This window comes from Solwaraspora sp. WMMD791 (assembly GCF_029581195.1).
Lineage (GTDB): Bacteria > Actinomycetota > Actinomycetes > Mycobacteriales > Micromonosporaceae > Micromonospora_E.
In genome coordinates this window covers 1,021,967-1,046,855 of record NZ_CP120737.1, presented here as the reverse complement: position 1 = coordinate 1,046,855, position 24,889 = coordinate 1,021,967, and the positions used below count along the sequence as shown (strand labels likewise).

The window sequence follows — 24,889 nt, the reverse complement described above, 5'->3', positions numbered from 1 at the left end:
CCTCACGCCCGGAACAGGTGCCGACGGATCGCCGCGACATTGCCGAAGATCCGCACCCCGAGCACCACCACGACCCCGGTCGACAACTGCCCACCCACGCCCAACTGGTCCCCCAGATACACGATCAGCCCCGCCACCAGCACATTCGAGATGAACGAAATCACGAACTGCTTGTCGTCGAAGATCCCGTCCAACTTGGCCCGCACCCCGCCGAACACGGCGTCCAACGCCGCCACCACCGCGATCGGCAGATACGGCTGCAACACCGCCGGCACCACCGGATCGAAATAAACACCCAGCAGCATCCCGGCGAGCAACGCCAACACGGCGGTCATCGAGGGCCTCCCGAAGTCGTCACGGACGGATCAGCGCCATCAGCGGCAGGCGGACCGGACGGTGCCGCCCGGGCGTACCGCAGCTGCGGCTCCCCCGCCGCCGGCAACACCAGATCATCGGCAGAACGTACCTCGATCGACAAACCGTGCTCCGCCGAGATCATCCTGAGCAACGCCGCCACCTGGCTGGACCGGAAATCGTCCGCCAGCTCTCGCGGCCCGATCGCCGACACCTCGTACGGCCCTGTCAACGGCCGGAAGTCCACCAGGATAGCGCTGCCCGCCGCCCGGATCGTCGACGTCGAGGTCAACCGCTGGCCGTTGACCGACACCGCCTCGGCACCCGCACTCCACAACGCGTTCGCCACATCCTGCAGATCCCGGTCGAGCACCCGGCCCAACTCGTTGACCTGCCCCTGACCGGTCACCGGATCCACCATCTCCGGACCGTCGGCCAACCGCACCACCACCCCGTCGCCGCTGACCCGGGCCAGCCCGGCCGCAGCCTCGAGATCGCGCAGGTCAGCCGCCTGTGAACCTTCCAACGCGGCGTCGCGCTGGCGGGCCACCTCGTCGCGCAACGTGTCCGCCCGCGCCTGCAGCTCGTCGGTCTCCGCCTGCCGTTGGGTGACCTGAGCAACCAGGCCGGCCCGCGCCTGCGACCGGCTCGGCTCCTCCTCGACCGTCTTCTGGTACGCCAACACCAGAAGGAAACCCACGGCGGCCATCGACACCGCGGTCAGCCCTCTGGCGGCCCTGCGCCGCCAACCCCGGCGTGGACCCGCCGCCGCCCGCCGCGCCGCGGCGTCGGCGTAGCCCGGATCCAGCGGTGTCTGGAACAGCTCCGTCAACAGGTCGGGCACGAAACCCCGGCCCGGCCGGACCCGGCCACCATCGGCGTCGCTCATGCCCGCTCCGTCCCCGTCACCCGGATCGACCGCACCAACGCGGCGGTCTGCCACACGTACAGCAGGCCGGCCAGCCAGTACAGCACCAGACCCCACCAGGCCAGCCCCCAGCCGACGGCCGCCGCGACCGTCGCCATGGTGGTGGCGCCGAGCACCGCCGACAGCAACAGGATCGGGAAGGCCGCCAACAACACGAAGGTCGCGGTCTTGCCGACGTAGTGCACCTGCGGGGGCCCGTAGCCGAACCGGCGCAGCACCACGAGGCTCCCCGCCAACAGCACCTCACGGCCCAGCAGCGCCACGGTGAACTGCCAGGGCATCACCTCGCGGGCGGTGAACGCCACCAACGTGGCCAGAATGTACAGCCGGTCAGCGAGCGGGTCGAGCAGCTCGCCCAGGCGGGACACCTGCCGCATCCGGCGCGCGACGAACCCGTCGACCCAGTCGGTGGTACCGCCGACCGCGAGCACCACGACGGCCGCGACATCCGCCTGCTGCACCAGGAACAGGTACAGGAACAGTGGAACACCAAGCAAACGGACAAAACTGATGAAGTTGGGAACAGTCACCACGCGCGACGCCACATCGGCCCGCGTCGACGCGGGCTGCGCGGACGGACGCGACACCGGCACTTCCTCTCCCCCGCCCCGACCGGCCGTCCCCCCGGAGCGGACACACAGCGGCGGCGAGCGAGCCGGTGGCCCCCATCGGGTGCTGTCACCTGGCGAGCGCCACTATAACGCGCCCCTCACCGAGCCCCCGGCGACTCACCGCCGCCGTCCGGGTCCTCACCCACCCGACGACGCATGAACGACTGCCAGTACCCGACCATCCGGTCGACCCCCTCCACCGCCCCCACCAGCTCGGCCAGCCACCGTACCTGCTCGGGATTCCACAAGCCGTCGCTGACCACCCAGCCCGCACCGCCCAACTCGTTGAGCACCTCCAGCCGACGTCCCGCCAGCACCGCGCACCGGTGCCCCGCGCCGTCGACCACCACCGTCACCGTCGGACCGGCGGCCGGCGGCTGCGACCCTTGCGCCGGTGCGACCGTGTGGACGAAGTACAGGTAGCCGTACTCCCAGCGCTCCCCCGTCGGTGTGCCGACCCCCGCCGGCGGCGCCAGCCGCTGTCGATCGTCGTCAGACACGCTGCGGGGCTACCCGCCGGATCAGCCGGCAAACCGACGGCGGTCCGCAGGGCACCCGGCGGCGAGGCGGACCCCGACCACCTGCGCCCCCTTGCCACGGAACCGCAATCGATCATGCTTGGATGGTCGTCATGCCGCCTGACCTCGACCCAGACACCCCGGGTGGCGCGACGACGGCCGCCCGTCGGGGCAGCCGGACCCGCTGGTGCCCGGTCGCCGACCTCAGTCCGCTGGCCCGGGCCTTGCTCAGCGACGACCTCGGTGGGCGCGACGTCGTGCCCCAGCACGTCGCCGACCGGGTCAGCGCGGAGGCCGAGCAGTGGGCCGGTCACGGCTTCACCGAGCACACCGTACGGCCGTGGCGGGACCTGCCGCCCGCCGCAGCGGGGCACCTCGCCGACCGGCAGGTCGACCCCCGGGTGCTCGACCTGCCGGTCGACGTCGTCGCGGGCGGACCACCCGTACCGTTGCGGGTCGCGATCGTCACTGGGCGACTGCCTGCGGAACGCGCGTACCAGTTGTTGGTCCTGACCGGTGAGCATGTGCCGACGACGACGACGGCCCCGCTCCGGGTCGACGCGTCGGCTGCCGCCGTTCGTCCGGTCACGCCGGTGATCTTCTCGCACGCTCATCCTGACGACGAGAGCTGAGACCTACTTTTCGTTGATGTTGTACGGGTGGGAGGGACCCGCCGTTCGGGTTCTCACACCCTGTATGGCGTCCTAGGACGATAGGTTGTCGTCGCACCGGCTGTCAGTTGGCGGCGAGCAGCAACCGGCTGACCTCGATCCGTTCCTGGTGCGCCGCCGCTATCTGCTGCGCCAGCCCCCGTACCTCGGGATGGTCACCGACCTGCTGGTACGCCGTCGCGAGTTCCACGGACCGCTGGTGGTGACTGATCAGCAGGTCGAGGAACAGCCGGTCGAGTGCCGCTCCCCCGGCCCTGGCCAACTCCGACAACTGTGCCGCCGTCGCCACCCCCGCCGTCGGCGACGCCGACCCGTTCGTCGCTGGCGACGCGGTGGCCATCGGCCGCAGCAGGTCCGACGGCGGCGCAGCGGTCGTGGCCGACTCCCACTCGCGCAACCACCCGTACATCAGCCGGATCTGGTCCCGCTGGACGCGCCCCAGCTCGGCGGCCAGCGCCTTCACCTCGTACCGGCTTCCCCTGACGTCGACCATCGCCGCCATGTCCACCGACAGCTGGTGATGGACGATCATCTCCTGCAGGAACCGGACGTCGGTCGGGCTCGGGCCCGGCTCACCCCGGTCCGCCGCCACTGACGGTCCACCGACCGGTGCCGCGCCGAAACGGGTCGCGCCACCACACGCCGTTCCCGCCGGCAGCAGTGCCAGCACCGCCACGGCCGCGACCCACCGACCCACGACCGCCATCGATCCCCCTCGACACACGAGCGGGGGGTGCGCGTACGGGTCGATCGTACGCCGCGAGACGGATTCTCCACACAGGAACGCGAAGGTCACTCAGTCGACCGGGTGACACCACGGCTACAGATGATCGATAGGTCTCACTACGATCGGCGGTCAGCGGACGAGCACCCACAACGACACCGTCAGTGACCAATGCCCTCCGAGTGCGTCAGCAGCACCCGCGCACCCGGGTGCAGCTGCCCTTCGGGGAACCCGCCTGGCTGGCCACCCGCTACGCCGACGTCCGCTTCGTCCTGGGCGACCACCGGTTCTCCCGCGCCGCCAGCGTCTCCCGCGACGAACCACGGATCACCCCCCGGCGCATCGAGGGCGGGGTGCTGTCGATGGACCCGCCCGAACACACCCGGCTGCGGCGGCTGGTCGCCAAGGCGTGCACCGCTCGCCGGGTCGAACAACTGCGCCCGCGGGCGGTCCGGTTCGCCGACGAACTGATCACCGACATGGTCGACAAGGGTCCACCCGCCGATCTGGTGACGCAGTTCGCCACGGCGCTGCCGATCCGGGTCATCTGTGAACTGCTCCGCGTGCCCTGCGCCGACCGGGACCGGTTCCACGTCTGGTCCGAAGCGGTCGTCTCGACCACCTCGTTGACCCCGCAACAGGTGCAGGACTACCTGGACAACCTCTACGGTTACATCGCCGGGCTCGTCGCCCAACGCCGCCACCGGCCCACCGACGACCTGCTGGGGGCCATGGTCGCGGCCCGCGACGCCGACGCCGACCGGCTCACCGAGACCGAGCTGGTCCAGCTCGCCGCCGGCCTGTTGGCCGCCGGACACGAAACGACGGTCACCCAGATTCCCAACTTCATCTACCTGCTGCTGACCAACCCGGAACAGTTCGCGGCACTGCGTGCCGACCCCGACCAGGTGCCGGCCGCCGTCGAGGAACTGATGCGCTACGTCCCGCTCGGCGTCGCCGCCGCCTTCGCCCGCTACGCCACCACCGACGTCGACGTCGGTGGGACCCTCGTGCGCGCCGGCGAACCGGTCATCTGCTCCCTGTCGGCGGCCAACCGCGACCCGGCGGTCTTCGCCGACCCCGACGAACTCGACCTGACCCGGGAACACAATCCGCACATCGGCTTCGGTCACGGGGTCCACCACTGTCTGGGTGCCCAGCTGGCCCGGATGGAACTGCAGGTGGCCGTCGACGCCGTGCTGCGGCACCTGCCGGGGCTACGGCTCGCCGTACCCGAGGATCAGCTGGTCTGGAAGAGCGGTCTGCTCGTCCGGGGGCTGCGCAGCATGCCGGTGAGGTGGGGATGAGCGCCGCCGCGACGACCTGGCTGGTGCGCGTCGACCCGCGACGCTGTGTCGGCGCCGGCATCTGCGCCGGCCTCACGCCGGAACGGTTCGCCCTGGTCGACGGCGTGTCCCGGGCCACGGCCACCGACGTTCCCCCCCGACGACGCGGTGATCGACGCCGCCGAGTCGTGCCCCGTCGAGGCGATCACCGTCCACGACCGCGACGGCACGCCGGTGGCGCCGCTGGCCTGACACCACGTCACCAGCACGACCTCCACCGCGGCACCCGCGTGCCGGACGACCCCGCTGTGCACCCCGGCGGGCGGCAGATGAACCATTCTCCCGTCCGCGACGAACTATCTGGGGTGGGAAGTGGGACGATGCGAGGACGGATCGGCCGCTGGTGGCGTCACGGTGCCGCCAGCCTGACAGTGCTGCTGGTCAGCGGGTTGCTGGTCCTGGCCGCACCGGCGGGTCCGGCCGCCGCGCACGCCGTCCTGGTGACGGCCGACCCGGTACCGGGATCGGTACTGGGCACCGCGCCGCGCCAGATCGTGCTGACCTTCAGCGAACCGGTGCGGCCGGTGACCGACCGGCTCCAGGTGTTGGCCCCCGACGGCAAACGCATCACCGACGGCACGCCGAGGGCCGAGGGCAACACCGTCGTCATCCCCGTGCGGGTTCCGGACCGCCCGCTCGGCACCTACCTGGTCAGCTACCGGATCATCTCCGCGGACAGCCACCCGGTGGGCAGCGGGTACACCTACTCGGTGGGCGCGCCGTCGGCGACCGTGCCGGAGATCGACGCCGACGGGCAGCAGCCGGCCGTCACCGTCGCGGTCGCGGTGAGCAAGTACGTCGGCTACCTCGGTGTGGTGCTGGTCCTCGGCCCGACGTTGCTGCTCGCCGCGTTGTGGCCGCCGGGGGTGCGCCGGCGGCCGGCGGTCCTGATGGTCCGCGTCGGGCTGGGGCTGGTCGCGGCGGCCACCGTCGCCGGGCTGTGGGTCCAGGCCCCGTACGCCACCGCGAGTGCGCTGTGGCAGGTCACCGTCGGCGACCTGACGGCGGTGCTGACCAGCGGGTACGGGCTGGCGTTGCTGGCCCGGCTGGCGGTGACGGCGGCCGTCGCGCTGCTCATCGCGCCCGTGCTGGCCGGTGCGAGCGGTCGCCGTCGACGTGCCACCGTGGGCGCGTTGGGCGCCGCCGGCCTGGTCACCTGGCCGCTGGCGGGACACGCCGTCGCCGCGCCGGTGCCGGCGGTCAGCATCGTCGCTGACACCGTGCACGTCGCCGCCGTCGGGATCTGGGTGGGTGGGCTGGCCGTGCTCGGCACCGTCCTGCTGCGCCACGCCCATCCCCGGGTGCTCGGCCGGATCCTGCCGGTCTGGTCACGGTGGGCCACGGTCGCGGTCTGCTGGTTGGTCCTGGCCGGCGCGGTCCAGGGGTTGATGGAGACCGCCAGCGTCGCGGCGCTACGTGACACCGCCTACGGCCGGCTGCTGCTGGCGAAGGTCGCCCTGATGGTGGCGTTGCTGCTGACCGCCGGGTACGCGCGGCGGCTGGTCAACCGGTGGCCGCCGACCGGATCCCGGCGGCTGCGTGGACTGGTCGGCGTCGAGGTCGCCGTCGCCGTCGCCGCGCTCGGGGTCAGCGCCGTGCTGGTACAGACCACCCCGGGCCGCACCGCCGTCGTCGAAGCGCAGGCCCTCGGCCAGGACAGCTTCGCCCAGACGTTGACCAGCTCGCTCTACACGCTGCAGTTCGACATCTATCCGGTGCAGCTCGGCGAGTACAACACCGTTCACGCCTACGTGTACACGGCCGAGGGTGCGCCGCTGCCGGTCGAGGAGTGGTCGATGACCACGGCGTTGCCGGCGGTCGGGGTCGAACCGGTCACCACGCCGCTGCTGCCCATCGACGACAATCACGCGGCCGGGTCCGTGGCCTTCCCGGTGCCGGGTGACTGGGAGGTCCGGTTCACCATCCGGCTGTCCGACATCGACCAGGCGACGGTGACCACGACGGTGCCGGTACGGTGAGCCGGTCGACGGGGTCCGAGCCAACCGTCAGTCGGTCAACCGCCAGCCGCTCGCGCCGGCCCCGACCAGCTGGTCGGCGTCGTCGCCGGGGCCCGCGCCGGTGGTCGACCGGCGACCGCGCCACCAGACGCCGACGGCGCCGAGCAGGGTGCCGCCGGCCAGACCTGCCAGCATCAGGGCCCACCCGGTGCCGCCGCCCGACGGGTCCGCCGGTGGTGCCGCCGCCGCGTCAGCTCCGGCGGCGGGCTGGCCGCCGGAGTGTCCACCGTGCCCGGCGGCGGCTGCCGGGTCGGCTGCGGTCAAGGTCAGTACCGGACCGGGACGTTGCCCGTCCGGACCGCCCCAACGCACCACGGTGCCGTCGGAGTACGTCTGGGTGAGTGTGAAGTCGACCCGGTCGGCGTCGGGCAGCGGCCCGATCGACACCGACAGGCGCACCGGGTCCGTCGCGACGGGTGCCGCGGTGACCCGCTGCCAGACGATGCTCTCGGTCACGTCGGTCATCATCCCGCCATGTAGGGCCGGCAACGGTTCGGCGAGCGTCCGGTTGGTGATCCGTGGTGCCCAGTCGTCGACGGACATCGGGTACACCTCGGCGATCGGCAGGTCCGCCGGCAGGTCCAGCTGGACCTGAGTGGTGTACGCCGCCGGCCGTTCCTGCGGCAGCGCGAAGGAGAGCATGATCCCGGCACCGCGGGGTGCCGAGGTCGGCTCCATCACGATGTCGGCCGCCACGGCGGCGGTGCCGGTCAGACAGACCAGGGCCGCCGTGGCGACCAGCGTGGCGCCGACCCGTACGACACCCGCGCGTAGCGCCCCGACCGCGCGTCGACCACTCACCATCAGCCCTGCCTCCCGTGCGACGGCGGCTGCTCTCGACCGCCGAAACCTGATCCACCAGTAGGTGGTTCGCACACCCGGGCCGGATGGTTCAATCCGCGCCGGGATTTTCTGCACGGGACGGGCCGATCGGCGGCGGCGACGCACGCGGCCCGGGCCACACGTACGGCACCGCCGGCAGGTCCCCGAAGCGCGGCCGGTAGTGCCGCGGGTCCTTGTGCAGCAACGCGCTGCGGTGACTCAGGTGCAGGTCGGCCCGGCCGAGCCAGTCCGGCAGGTCGCCGTCGGCGGCGAGCCGGGCCTGCGGGCGGACCATGACGACGCCCCGGGTCGCGGCCAACTCCCGGCGCAACGTGTCCGCCACCGTGTCGGCGTGCCCCTGGCGGGCCCACTCGTGACAGATCGTCAACCCGTACCGCACCAGGGCCTCCTCGTGGCCACGCCACATCAGCACCGCCGGATGGTGCCGCCAGCCGTAGCCGGGCACCGTGAGGCCACGCAGGACCTGCAACGCCTCGACCCGCTGCTTGCCGAGGCGGCGGCGGTCGAGCACGGCCGCGGTGGCGGCGAAGTCCGGATACGGCAGGAAGGTCTGCATGTCTGGAGCTCCCCGGTCGACGACGGGTCGGGGCGGTGCGACGACGCTGTGGCGGGATCCGGTGGCGGGGGTGCCGGCCGGAGCTGGTGTCGGCGACCGGGCTACCCGCCGGGGGGCGAGGCATGCCCGCGTGTCCCCGGCCTGCATGTGGGCTAACCCGCCGGCGTCGCGGCTCATCCGGGACGGCCCTGCGGGCGTCATCCGGGCCCCCGGGTGTGTCGTCGGGGCGGCCGGGTACCTCGGTGCCCCGACGAGCCCCTCAGCGAGGAGGAACATGATGAAGAGGTCCGTGCTCACCCGGGCAGGCCTGCTGGCGGGACTGACCGCCGTCGCACTGCTGCCGGCCACCGCTGGCGCGGCGGCCCCCTCCGAAGCCGACAGCGAGTATCTGCGCACGATCCACCAGGTCAACCTGACCGCCATCGAAGCCGGGCAGCTGGCTCAGGACGAGCAGGGCGCCGACCAGGGGGTGAAGGATGTCGGCGGCGAGATGGTCACCGACCATACGCAGCTCGACGAGGAGGTCACCCGGGTCGCCGGTGAGGTCGACGTGACGCTGCCGGACACACCCACCCAGCAGCAGCAGGACCTGATCTCGCGGCTGCAGGGCCTGGACGCCAGCGAGTTCGACACGGCGTTCGTGGAGAGTCAGCTGGTGGGCTACGCCGCCGCTGTCGAGCTGACCAACGCCGAGATCGCCCAGGGCTCCGACGAGCGGGTGGTCAACCTGGCGCAGGAGGCGTTGCCGGTGCTCAACGAGCTGTACGCGGCGCTGCAGAACCTGGCCGCGCAGCTGGGGCTGCCGACGTCGCCCAGCCCCGGGGTGAGCCCGACGGTGAGCCCGACGGCGCCTGGTACGTCGTCGCCGCAGCCGACGGTCGAGCCGACGCTGCCGGCACCGACGGACAGTCCCGGTACGCCCGTGCCGGCGCAGAGCTGAGCCGACCGGGCAGGTCTGGTCCGGGAGTGACCGGGCAGGTCTGGTCCGGGAGTGACCGGGCAGGTCTGGTCCGGGAGTGACCGGGCAGGTCTGGTCCGGGAGTGACCGGGCAGGTCTGGTCCGGGAGTGAGCAGTCATCGCCCGGGCGGTGGGGCCACGGACGCCCCACCGCCCGGGCGTCAGGTACCGACAGGGAGGTCACGCGCATGAGCGACACCGACGACGAGGGCGGCGGCGGGGACACCGTGGGCGGGCCCGACGACAACGTCACCTCGGGTGAGGACGACGCCGGGGCGGTCGAGCCGGCCGACACCGACGACGCGACGCCGGGCGACGGACTCGCCGACGAACCGGCCGAGCCCTGGTAGGCCGTCGAGGGGCTCAGCCGCCCCGGTCGACGGCGGTGTCCGCACACTGCGCGACAGGGGTGGCACAACGAACGTACATACCGTAACGTGACGGCTCACACACCGCCCCGGGCGTCGGTGACCGATGCCCTACGGTGTCTCCCTCCCCCCGCACCCGTCGCCACCCGACCGGAGGCACGACGTGGATTTCGTCATCACCAAGAGCTTTCAGGGGCCCACCGTACGACTCGCGTTGCACGGCGAGCTCGATCTCGCCACAGCAGGCGAGGTCCGTGACGCGGTCACCGCGATCCTGGCCCGGTCGACGCCGGCCCGGATCGTGCTCGACCTCAAACTGGTCAGCTTCATCGACTCGACCGGCATCGGCAGTCTGGTCGCCTGTCATCAGGCGGCCTCGGTCAGCGGCAGCCGGCTCGAGCTGGAGAACCTCAGTGGGTTCGCCCGCCGGCAGCTGTGGGCGACCGGCCTGCTCGGGCTGTTCGGGTTCCCCGCCGGGGCGGCGGTCACCGACCCGGCCGTTCCGCGATGACCCGGTGGGGTGCCGCCAAGGCGGCACCCCACCGGGTCAGAGCACCTGCCCGAGCTGGGTGTGCCGGTGTCGCAGCCGTTTGCGTGACCAGCGGGTCTCCACCACGAGCAGGTAGCCGGTGGTGATCAGGCCGGGGTGGTAACCGGTGGTGGCGAAGCCCCACTGCGCCGCCAGGTTCTCCGCGCGCCGGAGCAGGTTGTCCACGTCGTGCAGGGTGAACTTCAACCGACGTACAGCGGTGCCGACCACGGCGCGGCGGACCGGCACGGCCCGACGCGCCTCGATGTCGCGGACGTCGACCGCCTCGCCGAACTCGTACCGGACGATTCGGGCTACCTCGTCGGCGGTGACCGGTTCGCGTCCGCCGGCAGTCAACCGGGCCGCCGCGTCGGCGAAGCAGCGCAGCTCCGTGGGCTGGAAGCCGCTGCGGGTCAGCTGGTCGATGACCGTCACGAACGCACCTTCGACGACGCCGAACAGTGCGGTCGGGTCGGTTCCGGCGCCCCGGCGTTCCAGCTGCGCGGTGAGCCAGGAGTGCCCGAGTACCGAGGCGCGCAGGTGGTAACCCTCAAGCGTGGTCAGCAAACTTCGTGCCCTCCCCGGACGACGCCCGCCGGAACCGGACGGAAAGCCCACGCCGGACAGCGAGGGCGGTATCCGCCGACCGTTCATCAAATCCGACCGAACGTTACCGCGTGCCGCATGTCCGGTGGAACGCCGGGATCGGTTCAGCAACCAACTGTTTGATTGATCCGTCACCCGAGGGGCGGGTCCGCGGACAGCGTAGCGAGACCGGCTGTGCGGGCCGGGGCGGGATCTCGCTGTGCGGAACGAACAGGCTCCCCGGCGGTCCACCGTGCCGCTGCCGGCACCGGCACAACTGGGCGAGCCGTGGCTGATCTGGCAGGATGGGTTCGCATGTGCGGACTTGCGGGAGAGTTGCGCCGCGACGGGTCCCGTGCCGACATCGGCGCGGTGGAACGGATGGCGGCCACGATGAGTGACCGCGGACCCGACGAAGGCGGATCGTGGTCGAACGGCAGCGTGGCCTTCGGGCATCGAAGACTCAAAATCATTGACCTGTCGGCGGCCAGCAACCAGCCGATCGTCGACTCCGCCGCCGGCCTCACCGCGATCTTCAACGGGTGCATCTACAACTACCGTGAGCTACGGGAACAGCTGCAGGCACGCGGCCACCGCTTCTTCTCACAGGGCGACAGTGAGGTCGTCGTCAAGGCGTACGCCGAATGGGGAGTCGACTTCGTCGACCACCTGGTGGGGATGTTCGCCGTCGCGATCACCGAACGCGACACCGGCCGACTGGTGCTGGCCCGGGACCGGCTGGGCATCAAACCGCTGTACGTCGACGAACGCCCCGGCCTGGTCCGCTTCGCCAGCACCCTGCCCGCGCTGCTGGCCGGCGGCGACGTCGACACCAGCATCGACCCGGTCGCGCTCGCCCACTACCTGAGCTTCCACAGCGTGGTACCACCACCGCGGACGATCCTCGCCGGAGTTCGTAAGCTACCGCCGGCGACGGTCCGGGTCTATCAGCCCGACGGCCGCGTCGACGAACGGGTCTACTGGGATCCGCCGTTCACCCGCGACCCGGCGCGCGACGGCTGGTCCGCGACGGACTGGCAGGACGCGCTGCTCGCCTCGCTGACCACTGCGGTCCGGCGCCGGATGGTCGCCGACGTACCCGTCGGTGTGCTGCTCTCCGGCGGGCTGGACTCGAGCCTGGTGGTGGCGCTCCTGGCCGAGCAGGGGCAACGCGGCCTGGCCACCTTCTCCATCGGCTTCGACGCAGTCGGCGGCCGCGAAGGCGACGAATTCGTCTACTCCGACCTGGTCGCCCAGCGGTTCGACACCGACCACCACCAGATCCGGGTAGCCGCACGGGACCTGGTGCCGCCGTTGGAAGCAGCGGTCGCGGCGATGAGCGAACCGATGGTCAGCCACGACTGCGTCGCCTTCTACCTGCTCAGCCAGGTCGTCGCCGAACACTTGAAGGTGGTGCAGTCGGGGCAGGGCGCCGACGAGATCCTCGGCGGCTACCACTGGTACCCGCCGTTGGCCGAGGTCGGTCGCGACGCCGCGCTCGACACGTACGCCCGGTCGTTCTTCGACCGCGACGCCGCCGGGCTCGCCCGGGTGCTCAACCCCGACCACCTCACCGGCGGCGACCCGGCCCGCGAGTTCGTCGCCGCCCACCTGGCCCGACCGGGCGCACAGCAGGCCGTCGACGCCGGACTGCGGATCGACACCACGGTGATGCTCGTCGACGACCCCGTCAAGCGGGTCGACAACATGACCATGGCGCACGGCCTCGAAGCCCGGGTGCCGTTCCTCGACCACGAGTTCGTCGAACTCGCCGCGACGTGCCCACCGGAGCTCAAACTCGCCCAGGGCGGCAAAGGTGTCCTCAAGGACATCGGGCGGCGGGTGCTGCCGTGGGAGGTGATCGACCGGCCGAAGGGCTACTTCCCGGTGCCGGGCCTGACCCATCTGGAGGGCAAACTGCTCGACCGGGTCCGCGACGCGCTGCACGCCCCGGCGGCCCGCCACCGCGGTCTGTTCCGGGACGGGTACGTCGACGGGCTGCTGCGCGACCCCAACGCCGAACTGACCCCGCTGCGCGGCAACAAGCTGTGGCAACTCGGACTGCTGGAGATGTGGCTGCAGAGTCATGGCATCGACTGACGAGACGAACACCGCCCGACCCGACAGTGACCCGGCACCGCCCCGACGGGAACGCATCGGCCCCGGCGGGGACCCGATCGTCGTGGGCGACCCACCGACGCCCGACGGTACCGTCGCCGCGTCGACGCCCGCCGACGCCGACAGCGCCGACGTCATCCTCGAATGCGGCTGGGGCCGACTGGTGTTCGGCCAGACCTTCGCCGACCCGGCCGAGGTCGCCGACGTCCTGCGCTCCGAGGCCGCCGGATCCCGGGACATCTGCATCTACCTGCCCGACCCGCACGTACTGGTGTCGCGGCTGCCCGACGAGCTGTTCATCGACCCGTCGTTGACCTTCCGACTGGACCTGACCGGCATCAGCGCGCCGCCGGCGCCAGAGCCGGGTCTACGGATCCGGCTGCTGCGCGACGACGCCGACGCCGACGCCGTCAACCGGATCTACGCCCACAACGGCATGGTGACCGCACCGGTCGAAACCCTGGTGAACAACGCCGCCACCGACCGGTTCGTCCACCTGGTCGCCGAGTCGGTCACCGGCCAGCTCGTCGGCACCGTCACCGGCGTCGACCACGTCGCGGTCTTCGACGACCCGGACAACGGATCCAGCCTGTGGTGCCTGACCGTTGACCCGCTGCACGCCCCGCCGGGCACCGGGCAGGCGCTGCTGCTGGAGCTGGCCGGGCGGCTCGCCGACCGGGGCCGACGCTACGTCGACCTGTCGGTGCTGGCGGACAACGACGGCGCGATCCGGCTGTACGAACGCCTCGGCTTCGAACGCACCCCCACCCTGTGCGTCAAACGCAAGAACCCGATCAACGAACGGCTGTTCCTGGCCAGCATGCCCGACGGCTACGACGACCTGAATCCGTACGCCCGGATCGTCGCCGACGAGGCCATGCGCCGCGGGATCCGGGTCGAGGTGATCGACGCCCGGTGGGGTGAGCTGCGACTGACCCACGGCGCCCGCACCGTGGTCACCCGAGAGTCACTGTCCGAGCTCACCTCGGCGGTGGCGATGAGCCGGTGCGACGACAAACGGGTGACCCGTCGGGTGCTCGTCGACGCCGGGCTGCGGGTGCCACGCGGTCGCACCGCCACCGCCGACGCCGCCGACGAGGCGTTCCTCGCCGAGGTCGGCGAAGTCGTGGTCAAACCCGCCCGTGGCGAGCAGGGCACCGGTATCACCGTCGGCGTGACCGACGCCGTCGCGCTGCGCGACGCGGTCGCCCTGGCCCGCCGGCACTGCCCCGACGTGCTGATCGAGCAGCGGCACCGGGGCGAGGACCTGCGGGTACTGGTGATCGACCACGAAGTGGTCGCGGCGGCGGTGCGGCGACCTGCCGCGGTCACCGGCGACGGCGTACACACCGTCGCCGACCTCGTCCGGCGGCAGAGCCGGCGACGGGCGGCGGCCACCGGCGGCGAGTCGAAGATCCCACTGGACGACCTCACCCGGGAGGTGGTCGCCGAGGCCGGCTACGCCATGGACGACGTGCTGCCGGCCGGTGAGGTGCTCACCGTACGGCGTACCGCGAACCTGCACACCGGTGGCACCATCCACGACGTCACCGACCGGCTGCACCCCGTCCTGGCCGAGGCGTGCGTCGCGGCGAGCCGGGCCCTGGCCATCCCGGTCACCGGAATGGACCTGCTGGTGTCCGCTCCCGATCAGCCCGATCACGTGTTCATCGAGGCCAACGAACGCCCCGGTCTGGCCAACCACGAGCCGCAACCGACCGCCGAACGCTTCATCGACCTGCTGTTTCCCGGCACCAGCGCACCGCAGCGCAGGTGGTCGCCGGCCGGGCCCGGCGGGGCGGCGGCGACGTCGTGATCGGCGACGGTACGGTCTTGGCATGCCGGCCGACCCGAACGCCCCCGCCCCGCTGAAACTGGACCTGGACTACCTGCAGCAGGTGCTGCTCGAGTTGCTGGACATCCCGAGCCCGTCCGGCCGCACCGATCATGTGCAGCAGTACGTCGGGGAGCGGCTGTCCGCGTTGGGTATCCCGTTCACCGTCACCCGGCGCGGTGCGCTCAGCGCCTCGCTGTGCGGTCCGCGTACCACGGGCGCGGACCGCGCCATCGTGGTGCACACCGACACCATCGGCGGGATGGTCAAGCGGCTCAAGGAGAACGGCCGGCTCGAGCTCAAACAGATCGGCACCCACAGCGCCCGCTTCGCCGAAGGCGCACACGTACGGATCTTCACCGACGAACTGGACCGGGTGATCACCGGTCAGGTCCTGCCGCTCAAGGCCAGTGGGCACCGCTACAACGAGGGCGTCGACCTGCAGGGCGTCGGCTGGGAGCAGGTCGAGGTCCGCATCGACGAGCCGGTCGACGACATCGCCGGGCTGCGGGCCCTCGGCATCGACGTCGGCGACTTCGCCGCGATCCTGCCGGTGCCGACGATCACCCCGAGCGGGTACGTCAAGTCCCGGCACCTCGACGACAAGGCCGGGGTGGCGTCGGTGCTGACCGCGGTCAAGGCGATGGTCGACGCCGGCCGGCAGCCGCCGGTGACCGCGCACCTGCTGATCACCTGCACCGAGGAGGTCGGCCACGGCGCCAGCCACGGCCTCGACCCCGACGTGGCCGAGATCGTCTCGGTCGACGCGGCGGTCGTCGCCCCGGGGCAGCAGTCCCGGGAGGATGCCGCGACCCTGGCGATGGGCGACGGTGTCGGCCCGTTCGACTATCACCTGACCCGCAAGCTGGCCGGGCTCGCCGCCGAACACGACGTCGACCTCGTCCGCGACGTGTTCGACTACTACCGTTCGGACGTGGCGGCGGCGGTGGAGGCCGGCGCGCACGCCCGCGTCGCGCTGCTGGGCTTCGGGGTGGACGCCACCCACGGTCACGAACGCACCCACCTCGACGGGCTGCGGCACCTCACCCAGCTGCTCTGCCTGTATCTGCAGAGCGAGCTGGTGTTCCCCGAGTGGGACGCCGAGCCCGACGGCGACCTGGCTGACTTTCCGTCGCTGGCGGTACAGCCGGCCCAGGAAGCCGGGCCCCGGGAAGGGCCGATCGGGGTGGTGTGAGGCCGTCGACAGTCAGCGCCGGGGCGGCGCCGAGGGTGGGGCCGGTCAGCGACGGCGGGGCGGACGCCATGCGCCCGGCGGTGTGGTCAGCGTCGGCCCCGTAGCAGGCCGGCCAGCACCGCCGGATCGCTGGCGGTGGCGGCCTGCGCCCATGCCTCGTACTGCAGCGACGCGGCGAGGCCGTCGGTCCCGGCGATCCGGACGCTCTGCTTGATGTGCCGGGTCAACCACGGGTCCAGGTCGGCGTAGCGGGCCGCCGCCGCCAGCGCGGCGGCCACCGGGTCGGCCACCACGTCGAGCACCAGGCCGAGATCGCGGGCCCGGTCGGCGCCGAGCGTCGCCCCGTCCAGCAGGATCTGCATCGCCCGCTGCGGACCGAGCGCGTCGACCAGGAAGAAGGTGGCGCCACCGCCGGGATGCAGCCCGATCCGGCTGAACGTCACCCCGAAGCTCGCCTGCGGGCCAGCGATCCGCAGGTCGCAGCACATCGCCAGGTTGAACCCGGCGCCGACGGCCGGCCCCTGCACGGCGGCGATGGTGAGCAGGTCAAGGTCCCGGACCGCCAGGAAGCTGCGGTAGATCTCCGCCAGATCGTGGCGGGTGCGGCTGACCGGGCGGGGCGGTCCGCCGAAGATCTCGTCCAGGTGGGCGCCCGCGCAGAAGGCACTGCCCGCACCGGTGACGACCAGAACCCGGGCCTCGGGGTCCGCCGCGACCGTCGCGACCGCCTCGGCGAGTTGCCGTTTCATGGCGGTGCCGATCGCGTTGCGCCGCTGAGGGTCGTCGAGGGTCAGCACCCGCACGCCGGGATGGTCGGCGGTCCGCAACACCACTGTCTGCACAGTCAACTCCGAATCCCGGTCGGTGGCGTCGGCTCCCGCGACCACGTCCACCGGTCACCCGGAACCTCCCGCCCAGAATATGGGACGCCCGACGCGCCTGCCGCACAGTGCCCCGCCGCGACCCGTTGACCAGCGCACCCGCCGCCGCCAACGAACCGACTGAGCCGGTTCCGCACCGGCCCGAGCGGCGGTAGGTTCGACACCTGGGTTACGACGATGTTCCGGGAGGATTCCGATGAGCCAGCAGGTACGGGGGGTGATCTCCCGGAGCACCGCCGTCCCGGTCGAGGTCGCCACGATCGTCGTTCCCGACCCCGGACCGGGTGAGGCGGTGGTACGGATCCAGGCCTGCGGGGTCTGCCACACCGACCTGCACTACCGCGAGGGCGGCATCAGCGACGACTACCCGTTCCTGCTCGGCCACGAGGCGGCCGGCGTGGTCGAACAGGTCGGCGACGGCGTCACCGACGTGGCCCCGGGCGACTTCGTGGTGCTCAACTGGCGGGCCGTCTGCGGCACCTGCCGGGCCTGCCTCCGGGGCCGGCCCTGGTACTGCTTCGCCACCCACAACGCGACCCAGAAGATGACCCTGACCGACGGCACAGTCCTGTCCCCCGCGCTGGGCATCGGCGCGTTCGCCGAGAAGACGCTGGTCCACTCGGGCCAGTGCACCAAGGTCGACCCGGCGGCCCGACCGGCCGCCGTCGGGCTGCTCGGCTGCGGAGTGATGGCCGGCCTCGGCGCGGCGATCAACACCGGTGGGGTCGGCCGGGGCGACTCGGTCGCGGTGATCGGCTGCGGTGGGGTCGGCGACGGTGCCATCGCCGGTGCCGCACTCGCCGGCGCGACGACGATCATCGCCGTCGACACCGACCCCCGCAAACTGGACTGGGCGCGCGGCTTCGGCGCCACCCACACCGTCGACGCCCGCACCGACGACGTGGTCGCCCGGATCCAGGCGCTGACCGGCGGGCACGGTGCCGACGTCGTCATCGACGCCGTCGGGCGCCCGGAAACGTGGAAACAGGCGTTCTACGCCCGTGACCTGGCGGGAACCGTCGTCCTGGTGGGTGTGCCCACTCCGCAGATGCGGGTCGAACTACCGCTGCTGGACGTGTTCGGTCGCGGCGGCGCGCTCAAGTCCAGCTGGTACGGCGACTGCCTACCCTCACGTGACTTCCCGATGCTCACCGAGCTGTACCGGCAGGGCCGGCTGGACCTGGACGCCTTCGTCACCGAGGAGATCTCCCTCGACCAGGTGGAGGACGCCTTCACCAAGATGCACCACGGTGACGTGTTGCGCTCGGTGGTGATCTTCTGATGCCGGTCCGGATCGACCACACCGTCACCTCGGGCACGTTCAGCCTCGACGGGCAGACCTTCGATGTCGACAACAACGTCTGGGTGATCGGCGACGACACCGAATGCGTCGTCCTGGACGCGCCACACGACGTCGACGCGATCCGCACCGTGATCGGCGACCGTACCGTCCAGGCGATCATCGCCACCCACGCCCACGACGACCACGTCCGGATGGCGCCGGCGCTGGCCGACGCCACCGGCGCGCCGGTGCTGCTGCACCCCGCCGACCGGGTGCTGTGGGACCAGGTCCACCCGGGGCGGCCACCGGAGGGTGAACTGGCCGACGGTCAGCGCATCGCCGTCGCCGGGGTCACCCTGCAGGTGCTGCACACCCCCGGGCACAGCCCCGGAGCCTGCTGCCTGTACGCCGCCGACCTCGGCGTGGTCTTCACCGGTGACACCCTGTTCGCCGGCGGCCCCGGCGCCACCGGCCGTTCCTACAGCGACTTCGGCACGATCGTCACGTCGATCCAGGAGCGGCTGCTCGGACTACCCGCGGCGACGGTGGTGCACACCGGGCACGGCGACAGCACCACCGTTGGTGCCGAGGCATCTCAGCTCGACGAATGGCTGGCCCGCGGGCACTGACCGGCACCGCCAGCGCCGCACCCCGTCAGGTGCGGCAGCGCCACCCGTCACCGCGGCGGAGCGGTCAGCTGATCGCCCGCAGGTGCCGACGGTCGGCGCGGCCCGGGGCGGCCATCGCCGCGACCAGGTCCTCCCGGGCCCGGGCGACCCGTGACCGGATGGTGCCGACGGGGCAGTCGCACACCTCGGCGGCCTCGGCGTAGCTCAGACCCAGCACCTGGGTGGCCACGAACGCCTCCCGACGGTCCACCTCCAGGGTGGCGAGCAGCTGCTCCAGCACCACGGCGTCCTCGAAGCGGGGCCCACGCCCGGCGCCGGCACTCTCCGCGACCGTCTGCCAGTCGTCCAGGTCGGCGACCCTCGGCCGGACCATCGCCGCCCGGATGTGGTCGACCGCGACCCGCCGGGCGATCGACAGCAGCCACGTCCGCGCCGTCGACCGGGCAGCGAACCTCGGCAACGACCGCATCGCCCGCAGATAGGTCTCCTGAGTGAGATCCTCGGCGTCACCGGTGCCGGCCAGGTGGGCGAGGAACCGCTGCACGTGCGGCTGGGTGGCACGGATGAACGCGGTGGCCGCGGCGCGGTCTCCGTCCCGGGCGGCGAGAGCCCAACGGGTCACCTGGTCGTCGTCCGATCCGGCGTGCGGCATGACCGCAAGCGTATCCGCACCGCACCGTCGGCGACAGCCCGCCTCGCCGGGGCACGCCGGCACCGACGAAACCGGGACCCCGCCGGGAACCGTCCCGGCCGGTGGACCGACTATTGACATGTGGGGTGTGCGGACTATCGAGAGTTGCTGTCGGCCGAACTCGACGGGGAAGCCGACCAGGCGGAGACGGCGGCGGCCCAGGGCCATCTGGCCAGCTGCCCGCAGTGCCGGACCTGGTACGCCGATGCCAGCGCGGTGACGGTCCTCGCCCGCCGTACCGGAACGCTGCCGGTCGGCGCGATCGACGACGCCGTCCTGGCCGCGCTGCCGACGCCCCGGCGGCTGACCGCCGCCCGGCTCGCCCTCGTCCTGCGGTACGCCCTGGGGCTGCTCGGTGTCGCCCAGTTCCTGCTCGGCGCGGCCCAGATCGGCGGCGTCACCGATGGCCACCTGCACGTACCGGACGCAATCGGTGGGACCGCGCCGAACCACCTGTGGCACGAGTCGGCGGCCTGGAACGTCGCGCTGGGTGCCGGGTTCGCGTGGATCGCGCTGCGACGGACCCGGCCGTCGGGGATCCTGCCGACCCTGACCGCGTTCGTCGCGGTGCTGGCGCTGCTGTCGGTCAACGACGCCATCACCGGCCGGGTCGACTATCCCCGACTGCTCAGCCACGGCCTGGTGGTCGTGGGCTACCTGCTGCTGCTCACGCTGAGCCGGCTCGGTCGTGACCCCGACGCACCGGTGCACGGCACGCCCCGGGGGCGGTCCCGATGGCGGGTGCACCTCGACGACGACGCCCCGGCGCCCGCCGGCCGGGCACCGCTGCGGCTGGTCGGCGAGGCCTCGGTGACGGTCCGGCCGGACCGTCACCGACGGCACGACCGTGCCGCCTGATCCGGCGGCTTCGATCCGCACAACCCGGACAGCTGTCAAGCAACGGACAGAATCCGATAGGTGACTTAGGGTAGCTTGCCGCGCGGGCGTCGCCAGCCGGCCCGCTCACCTCACGCCCCCTTCCGGAGTAGATATGGCACTGCCAGCCCCCCGACGACTGACGGCGGGACTGCTCTCCAGCGTCGTGTGCGTACTCGTGTCTGCCGCGCCCGCCGCTGCCGCGCCCGGCGGCGGCATCCAGGCCGACGGATTCTCGACCCCGGCCGGAATCAGCGCGGACGGGCGCTACGCCCTGTTCACCTCCACCGCCGCGAACCTGGTCGTCAGTGACGGCACCGCCCAGTGGCACCTGTTCGTACGGGACCTGCACCAAGCGGTGACCAGCCTGGTCGACGTGACCGCCGACGGCGAGGTCCCGACGGCCGCGGTGACCGGCCCCGCGCAGCTGAGCCTGTCCGGCCGCTACGCCGTCTTCGCCAGCGCCGCCGACGACCTCACTGTCGGCGACGGCGCCGGCACCACCGATGTCTATCTGCGCGATCTGCACCTGCAGGCGACCGACCTGATCAGTGTCGCCGCCGACGGTACCGCCGCCGACGGGTGGTCGACCGCGGTCGGGGTGAGCGCCGACGGTCGCTACGTCGTCTTCCAGTCGACCGCCACCAACCTGGTGTCCGGCGGCACCGCCGCCGGCGCACGTCATCTGTACGTCCGCGACCGGGCCGAGGCCACCACCCGGATGATCACCGCGATCCCGGCCGACTCGCTGGCTCCCGGCTGGACCCCGGTCGCCAGCCCGGACGGCCTGTTCGTCGGCTACGACCTGCGTACCGGTGACGGCAGATGGGTCACCTACCTGCACGACGTCGTCACCGGCGGGACCACCACGGTGGGCACCAGCACCATCGGCGACGCGGCCGACGCGACCACCTTCGCCCAGGCGATCAGCCGCGGTGGGCAGTTCGTGCTGTTCCAGTCGACCGCTGCCAACCTGGTCAGAGCTGACACCAACGACGCGGCGGACCTGTTCGTGCACAACCCGGCGGCCGGCCGCACCGTACGGGTGAGCCTGGCCGACGGCGGCGACGAGGCCGACCGCGGCGCCGGCGCCGGCCACCTCAGTGCGACCGGGCGTTACGTCGCATTCGAGTCGACGTCGACGAACCTGACCGGTGCGCCCGCGACCGACGACGTCACTGGACAGGTCTACCTGCGCGACCGCGAAGCCGGGCGGACCTGGCTGGTCAGCGCCGGGGCCGACGGGACCCCCGCCAACGGCACCTCACGTACCGCCCTGCTCAGCGGCAACGGCAGGTTCGTCCTGTTCGGCTCCGACGCCACCGACCTGGTCCCGGGTGACACCAACGCAGCCCGGGACGTCTTCCGGTACGACCACTCGACCGGCACGACCAGCCGCGTGAGCGTCGGCTGACCGGATCGGCATCCCGGCAACGGCCCGCCCGGGGGTGTCACGGTGACCGTGACACCCCCGGGCGGGCCGTTGCCGTTGATCCGACAGCACCGGCAGGTCAACCAGCCGGTCGGGAAGCGCGACACACCTGCAACCGGCGACGACTCCCGTCGCCGTGACGCAGGGAGCAGCCATGCCGGCCAGCCCGCCAGCAGATCGTCCGAGCACCGATCAGATCGTCGCCCGGTACCTTGCCGGGGCACCGATCCGGCGGATCGCGGCGGACCTCGGCGTCTCCTACAGCTACGTGCACCGCAGACTGCACTACTCCGGCGTCACGGTGCGCCGGCGCGGCGGCAACCACGCCGCGCCAACCGCCGAGGCGGCTGAGCGTCCGGACAGCGCCCCACCGCTCGACGCAGCACACTGGACTGAGTAGCAGCACACCTGGAGAAGGTGGACGGACCGGGTCCTACACTGGCGGCGTACCTCCTCCGCCCCTCGACAGACCACCCATGGTCACCGGTCACATAGGTCAGAAGGTCAGATGCTCGACCGCCGGATCCGGCAACGCGTCACGCTGACCGCCCGTCGCGGAAAGGTGCCAAGCAAATGTCCGATCGTTCGACACCGTATCTGGGAGACAAGGTTGACTTCCCGCAGCCGCCGAGACCACATCCTCCACCGCGCTGGAGCGCTGTTCGCCAGCCGCGGAGTGGCCGGCACCACGGTCCGTGAAATCGCCGATGAGGTCGGGATCCTGTCCGGCAGCCTCTACCATCACTTCGAATCCAAGGAGGCGATGGTGGACGAGATCATCTCGTCCTATCTCGCCGACCTCCGTGGCCGGTACCAGCAGGTACTGAACGCCCCCACTCCCCCGGCCCGGCAACTGCGCGAGCTGATCCGATCATCCCTGGAGTGCGCGGCGGCCAACCCACACGCGACCGAGATCTACCAGAACGACGCGAACTATCTACGGACCCTCCCCCGGTTCAGTTACCTCAAGGGAGTCTCCCGCGAGGTCGAGGACGTCTGGCTGACGGTGATCGAGGCCGGTCGCCAGGACGGCACGCTGCGCTCCGACGTCGACGCCCGGACGTTCTACCGGCTCACCCGGGACGCCATCTGGCTCACCGTACGGTGGTTCAAGCCCGGCGGCCGGTCCTCGGTGAACCGCCTGATCGACGATTGCACCACGATCTTCCTCGACGGTATCGCCACGCGCGGCTGAACCGCGTCCCCGCCGCTGCGCACCGCAGTCGCGGGTGCCAGGGCAGTTGACCTGCCCGGTGCACGGCTGGCTACGGCACCTGGCCGTCAGGTCTACATAAGACAGATTGCGATGATGGTAGTTCGTGGACGTACGGGTGGTGGCGTCACACTGCGTACGGCATCCTAGGAGGCTGGGTGGCTGACTGGCCCCGGCTGTCTCGCTGATGATCCGCGGCACACGGCCGCGTTTGAAGACCCTGGCGGCCCGGGTATCAGTCGCCGTCCCCCCGAACCCTGGTGAGAACGGAGCTCCAGATGCTCTTGCTCGGCCTGATTCTGCTGGTCCTCGGCCTGGTGCTGAATATTTCCATCCTCTACACGCTCGGCATCATCCTCCTGCTGGTCGGTGCGGTCCTCTTCATCCTCGGTGCCGTCGGTCGGCCGGTCGGCGGGCGCAAACACTACTGGTGACGGGGCCCGCCGCCATGTTTTCGGGGTGCCGACGACGGTCGTCGGCACCCCGAAAACATGGCGAATCTGCCATTTCGATCACCGGACGGCGCCGGCAGGTCCGCAATATCCGAATGAGCACCTGGCATCGACGGTCGCCGCCATCGGCGTCGGGCAAGTATCGTCGGCTGACGGCAGGCACCATCCACCACCGACCAAAGGCAAATCACGAATAATGCGTACGGTCCGGCGGTGACCGCCGATGGCAAGCAGCTCACGCTCGTTCGAGCAGACACGCACGGAGGCACCGCCCTACCGACCGGGTGATCAGATCTGGATCCACCGGTCCGGGGCCTGGCGCACCGGCGTGGTGCTGGCCCACTCCCCCACCGCCGTCACCATCCGCTACCGCGTCACGGGGTCCGAAGGCACCGGGGTGGACACCGTACTCCTGGGTAGACCCGAACTTGCCCCGCGTGCCGGCGGAGCGCCACCGCCGGAGCCACCGACGCCGAACCGGTCCGTCCGCACGCCGCGGCCGGTTCCCCGCCCAGGCCCACCGCCCGTACCGCCCCGACCGCAGCGACAGCCGGCCGGCCGCGGCACGGCCGGACCCGGGCCGCGTCCTCCGGCGGCGGGCCAGGCCAGGGGCACCGAGCACGTCGTGGAGCTACGGGTGTTCGTCCGCGGTGCCGGCGGACGGCCCCACGAACTGCCACTGCGATGCGCCGTCGACCGGCGCCGGGGAATCGTCCGGCTGCGACTGGGCGACGGACCTACCAGCCAGTTCGACCTGCTGCTCGCCCGTGCCGCCGGGATGTTGCTGCACGAAGCCGTCGTCACCTGCATGGAACCCCAGGACCTGCGACTGTGGATTCAACGCTGACCGGCGTCGTCGGGAGTCGCGCCGCCACGCTGACGCGTGCTGACCGACAGCTCCGCACGGCCCGGCGTAGCCGCCAGTACGGTCACCGACAGCGGACCCACCACGACGGTCTGTCCGACGTCGACGCGGTACGGCGCGCCGGCGTAGACCACCGTCACGGACCCGTCCACCAGGTCGTCGAAGGTGAGCTCGTGGTCGAGGATCTCGACGCTGGCCGTGGCGGTGGTCTTCACCGCCACCGTGCACCGGTCGTCGCGGCACCTCGCGCTCGTCGTGGCACAGGCGGTGAGGCCAAACAGCGTCGACAGGATGAGGACGACCCGCAGGACCCTTCGTGGCAGGCGCATGCCGACGACGGTGACCGACCACGCCGGATCGTGGATGCGGCGCGGGCCAAGGTGGCACTTTCCGGGGAGGGCCACCCGGGACG

At 71.7% G+C, this 24,889-nt stretch carries 28 protein-coding genes; 17 read left to right on the top strand and 11 right to left on the bottom strand.

Going from position 1 to position 24,889, the window contains the following annotated elements; translation table 11 throughout:
- Positions 1-2 precede the first annotated feature (2 nt).
- The 4 genes from O7623_RS04390 to O7623_RS04375 all read right to left on the bottom strand — a co-directional run bounded on the left by O7623_RS04390 (position 3) and on the right by O7623_RS04375 (position 2,393).
- On the bottom strand, positions 3-335 hold the full coding sequence (locus tag O7623_RS04390; RefSeq protein WP_282227308.1) for a small basic family protein: 333 nt from the start codon (positions 333-335) through the stop codon (positions 3-5).
- Positions 332-1,243, bottom strand: coding sequence for a DUF881 domain-containing protein (locus O7623_RS04385; RefSeq protein WP_282227307.1), 912 nt, complete (start codon positions 1,241-1,243; stop codon positions 332-334). Before O7623_RS04385 ends, O7623_RS04390 begins: the two co-directional genes overlap by 4 nt.
- Positions 1,240-1,869: a CDP-alcohol phosphatidyltransferase family protein gene (locus O7623_RS04380; RefSeq protein WP_282227306.1), complete on the bottom strand. Its 630-nt coding sequence runs from the start codon at positions 1,867-1,869 to the stop codon at positions 1,240-1,242. The genes O7623_RS04385 and O7623_RS04380 overlap by 4 nt, the downstream gene beginning before the upstream one ends.
- Before the next feature lie 122 nt (positions 1,870-1,991).
- Positions 1,992-2,393 (bottom strand): hypothetical protein, encoded by a 402-nt coding sequence (locus O7623_RS04375; protein WP_282227305.1) that lies wholly within the window; start codon positions 2,391-2,393, stop codon positions 1,992-1,994.
- Positions 2,394-2,515: 122 nt separating this feature from the next.
- On the opposite strand from O7623_RS04375, the gene O7623_RS04370 reads away from it, so the two are divergent.
- The gene (locus O7623_RS04370; RefSeq protein ID WP_282227304.1) at positions 2,516-3,043 is read left to right on the top strand and encodes a hypothetical protein; all 528 of its coding nucleotides are present in this window, start codon (positions 2,516-2,518) and stop codon (positions 3,041-3,043) included.
- Between the two features lie 103 nt (positions 3,044-3,146).
- Here O7623_RS04370 and O7623_RS04365 read toward each other — a convergent pair whose 3' ends face one another.
- Positions 3,147-3,788, bottom strand: coding sequence for a DUF305 domain-containing protein (locus O7623_RS04365; protein WP_282227303.1), 642 nt, complete (start codon positions 3,786-3,788; stop codon positions 3,147-3,149).
- A gap of 200 nt (positions 3,789-3,988) precedes the next feature.
- Between O7623_RS04365 and O7623_RS04360 the strand changes: the two genes are divergently transcribed.
- Together O7623_RS04360 and O7623_RS04355 are read left to right on the top strand one after the other, a co-directional pair.
- Positions 3,989-5,113 (top strand): cytochrome P450, encoded by a 1,125-nt coding sequence (locus tag O7623_RS04360; RefSeq protein WP_282227302.1) that lies wholly within the window; start codon positions 3,989-3,991, stop codon positions 5,111-5,113.
- 359 nt (positions 5,114-5,472) lie between these two features.
- Entirely contained in the window at positions 5,473-7,131 is a 1,659-nt protein-coding gene (locus tag O7623_RS04355; RefSeq protein ID WP_282227301.1) for a copper resistance protein CopC, read from the top strand.
- A gap of 27 nt (positions 7,132-7,158) precedes the next feature.
- Here the strand turns inward: O7623_RS04355 and O7623_RS04350 are convergent, their stop codons facing one another.
- The gene (locus O7623_RS04350) at positions 7,159-7,974 is read right to left on the bottom strand and encodes a DUF1775 domain-containing protein (RefSeq protein ID WP_282227300.1); all 816 of its coding nucleotides are present in this window, start codon (positions 7,972-7,974) and stop codon (positions 7,159-7,161) included.
- A gap of 88 nt (positions 7,975-8,062) precedes the next feature.
- Positions 8,063-8,569, bottom strand: coding sequence for an MSMEG_6728 family protein (locus tag O7623_RS04345; protein ID WP_282227299.1), 507 nt, complete (start codon positions 8,567-8,569; stop codon positions 8,063-8,065).
- A gap of 277 nt (positions 8,570-8,846) precedes the next feature.
- On the opposite strand from O7623_RS04345, the gene O7623_RS04340 reads away from it, so the two are divergent.
- The 3 genes from O7623_RS04340 (at position 8,847) to O7623_RS04330 (ending at position 10,406) form a co-directional block, all read left to right on the top strand.
- Positions 8,847-9,509, top strand: a complete 663-nt coding sequence (locus tag O7623_RS04340) for a DUF4142 domain-containing protein (RefSeq protein WP_282227298.1) — start codon at positions 8,847-8,849, stop codon at positions 9,507-9,509.
- Positions 9,510-9,715: 206 nt separating this feature from the next.
- A complete protein-coding gene (locus O7623_RS04335; RefSeq protein WP_282227297.1) occupies positions 9,716-9,877 on the top strand; it encodes a hypothetical protein in 162 nt (53 codons plus the stop codon).
- Between the two features lie 181 nt (positions 9,878-10,058).
- The gene (locus tag O7623_RS04330) at positions 10,059-10,406 is read left to right on the top strand and encodes an STAS domain-containing protein (RefSeq protein ID WP_282227296.1); all 348 of its coding nucleotides are present in this window, start codon (positions 10,059-10,061) and stop codon (positions 10,404-10,406) included.
- A gap of 36 nt (positions 10,407-10,442) precedes the next feature.
- On the opposite strand, the gene O7623_RS04325 is transcribed toward O7623_RS04330, so the two are convergent.
- Entirely contained in the window at positions 10,443-10,991 is a 549-nt protein-coding gene (locus tag O7623_RS04325; RefSeq protein WP_282227295.1) for a hypothetical protein, read from the bottom strand.
- Between the two features lie 333 nt (positions 10,992-11,324).
- Between O7623_RS04325 and O7623_RS04320 the strand changes: the two genes are divergently transcribed.
- The 3 genes from O7623_RS04320 to O7623_RS04310 are packed head-to-tail and all read left to right on the top strand — an operon-like array spanning position 11,325 to position 16,156.
- Positions 11,325-13,109 (top strand): N-acetylglutaminylglutamine amidotransferase, encoded by a 1,785-nt coding sequence (locus O7623_RS04320; protein WP_282227294.1) that lies wholly within the window; start codon positions 11,325-11,327, stop codon positions 13,107-13,109.
- Positions 13,096-14,943, top strand: a complete 1,848-nt coding sequence (gene ngg, locus O7623_RS04315) for an N-acetylglutaminylglutamine synthetase (protein WP_282227293.1) — start codon at positions 13,096-13,098, stop codon at positions 14,941-14,943. Before O7623_RS04320 ends, ngg begins: the two co-directional genes overlap by 14 nt.
- A gap of 22 nt (positions 14,944-14,965) precedes the next feature.
- A complete protein-coding gene (locus tag O7623_RS04310; RefSeq protein WP_282227292.1) occupies positions 14,966-16,156 on the top strand; it encodes an osmoprotectant NAGGN system M42 family peptidase in 1,191 nt (396 codons plus the stop codon).
- An 86-nt stretch (positions 16,157-16,242) separates the two neighbouring features.
- Here O7623_RS04310 and O7623_RS04305 read toward each other — a convergent pair whose 3' ends face one another.
- The gene (locus tag O7623_RS04305) at positions 16,243-17,049 is read right to left on the bottom strand and encodes an enoyl-CoA hydratase-related protein (RefSeq protein ID WP_282227291.1); all 807 of its coding nucleotides are present in this window, start codon (positions 17,047-17,049) and stop codon (positions 16,243-16,245) included.
- A 184-nt stretch (positions 17,050-17,233) separates the two neighbouring features.
- Between O7623_RS04305 and O7623_RS04300 the strand changes: the two genes are divergently transcribed.
- Together O7623_RS04300 and O7623_RS04295 are read left to right on the top strand one after the other, a co-directional pair.
- The gene (locus O7623_RS04300) at positions 17,234-18,319 is read left to right on the top strand and encodes an S-(hydroxymethyl)mycothiol dehydrogenase (RefSeq protein ID WP_282227290.1); all 1,086 of its coding nucleotides are present in this window, start codon (positions 17,234-17,236) and stop codon (positions 18,317-18,319) included.
- On the top strand, positions 18,319-18,948 hold the full coding sequence (locus O7623_RS04295; RefSeq protein WP_282227289.1) for an MBL fold metallo-hydrolase: 630 nt from the start codon (positions 18,319-18,321) through the stop codon (positions 18,946-18,948). Before O7623_RS04300 ends, O7623_RS04295 begins: the two co-directional genes overlap by 1 nt.
- Before the next feature lie 64 nt (positions 18,949-19,012).
- Here O7623_RS04295 and O7623_RS04290 read toward each other — a convergent pair whose 3' ends face one another.
- Positions 19,013-19,600: a sigma-70 family RNA polymerase sigma factor gene (locus O7623_RS04290; RefSeq protein WP_282227288.1), complete on the bottom strand. Its 588-nt coding sequence runs from the start codon at positions 19,598-19,600 to the stop codon at positions 19,013-19,015.
- Between the two features lie 120 nt (positions 19,601-19,720).
- Between O7623_RS04290 and O7623_RS04285 the strand changes: the two genes are divergently transcribed.
- From O7623_RS04285 to O7623_RS04260, 6 genes are all read left to right on the top strand, one after another.
- The gene (locus O7623_RS04285; RefSeq protein WP_282227287.1) at positions 19,721-20,497 is read left to right on the top strand and encodes a zf-HC2 domain-containing protein; all 777 of its coding nucleotides are present in this window, start codon (positions 19,721-19,723) and stop codon (positions 20,495-20,497) included.
- 133 nt (positions 20,498-20,630) lie between these two features.
- Positions 20,631-21,929, top strand: a complete 1,299-nt coding sequence (locus tag O7623_RS04280; protein ID WP_282227286.1) for a hypothetical protein — start codon at positions 20,631-20,633, stop codon at positions 21,927-21,929.
- A gap of 172 nt (positions 21,930-22,101) precedes the next feature.
- Positions 22,102-22,347, top strand: a complete 246-nt coding sequence (locus O7623_RS04275) for a helix-turn-helix domain-containing protein (protein WP_282227285.1) — start codon at positions 22,102-22,104, stop codon at positions 22,345-22,347.
- Between the two features lie 210 nt (positions 22,348-22,557).
- Positions 22,558-23,142: a TetR/AcrR family transcriptional regulator gene (locus O7623_RS04270; RefSeq protein WP_282227284.1), complete on the top strand. Its 585-nt coding sequence runs from the start codon at positions 22,558-22,560 to the stop codon at positions 23,140-23,142.
- A gap of 296 nt (positions 23,143-23,438) precedes the next feature.
- A complete protein-coding gene (locus O7623_RS04265) occupies positions 23,439-23,594 on the top strand; it encodes a DUF6131 family protein (RefSeq protein ID WP_282227283.1) in 156 nt (51 codons plus the stop codon).
- Between the two features lie 241 nt (positions 23,595-23,835).
- The gene (locus O7623_RS04260) at positions 23,836-24,459 is read left to right on the top strand and encodes a hypothetical protein (protein WP_282227282.1); all 624 of its coding nucleotides are present in this window, start codon (positions 23,836-23,838) and stop codon (positions 24,457-24,459) included.
- Here the strand turns inward: O7623_RS04260 and O7623_RS04255 are convergent.
- The gene (locus O7623_RS04255; RefSeq protein WP_282227281.1) at positions 24,450-24,806 is read right to left on the bottom strand and encodes a hypothetical protein; all 357 of its coding nucleotides are present in this window, start codon (positions 24,804-24,806) and stop codon (positions 24,450-24,452) included. The genes O7623_RS04260 and O7623_RS04255 overlap by 10 nt on opposite strands.
- Positions 24,807-24,889: the final 83 nt, after the last annotated feature.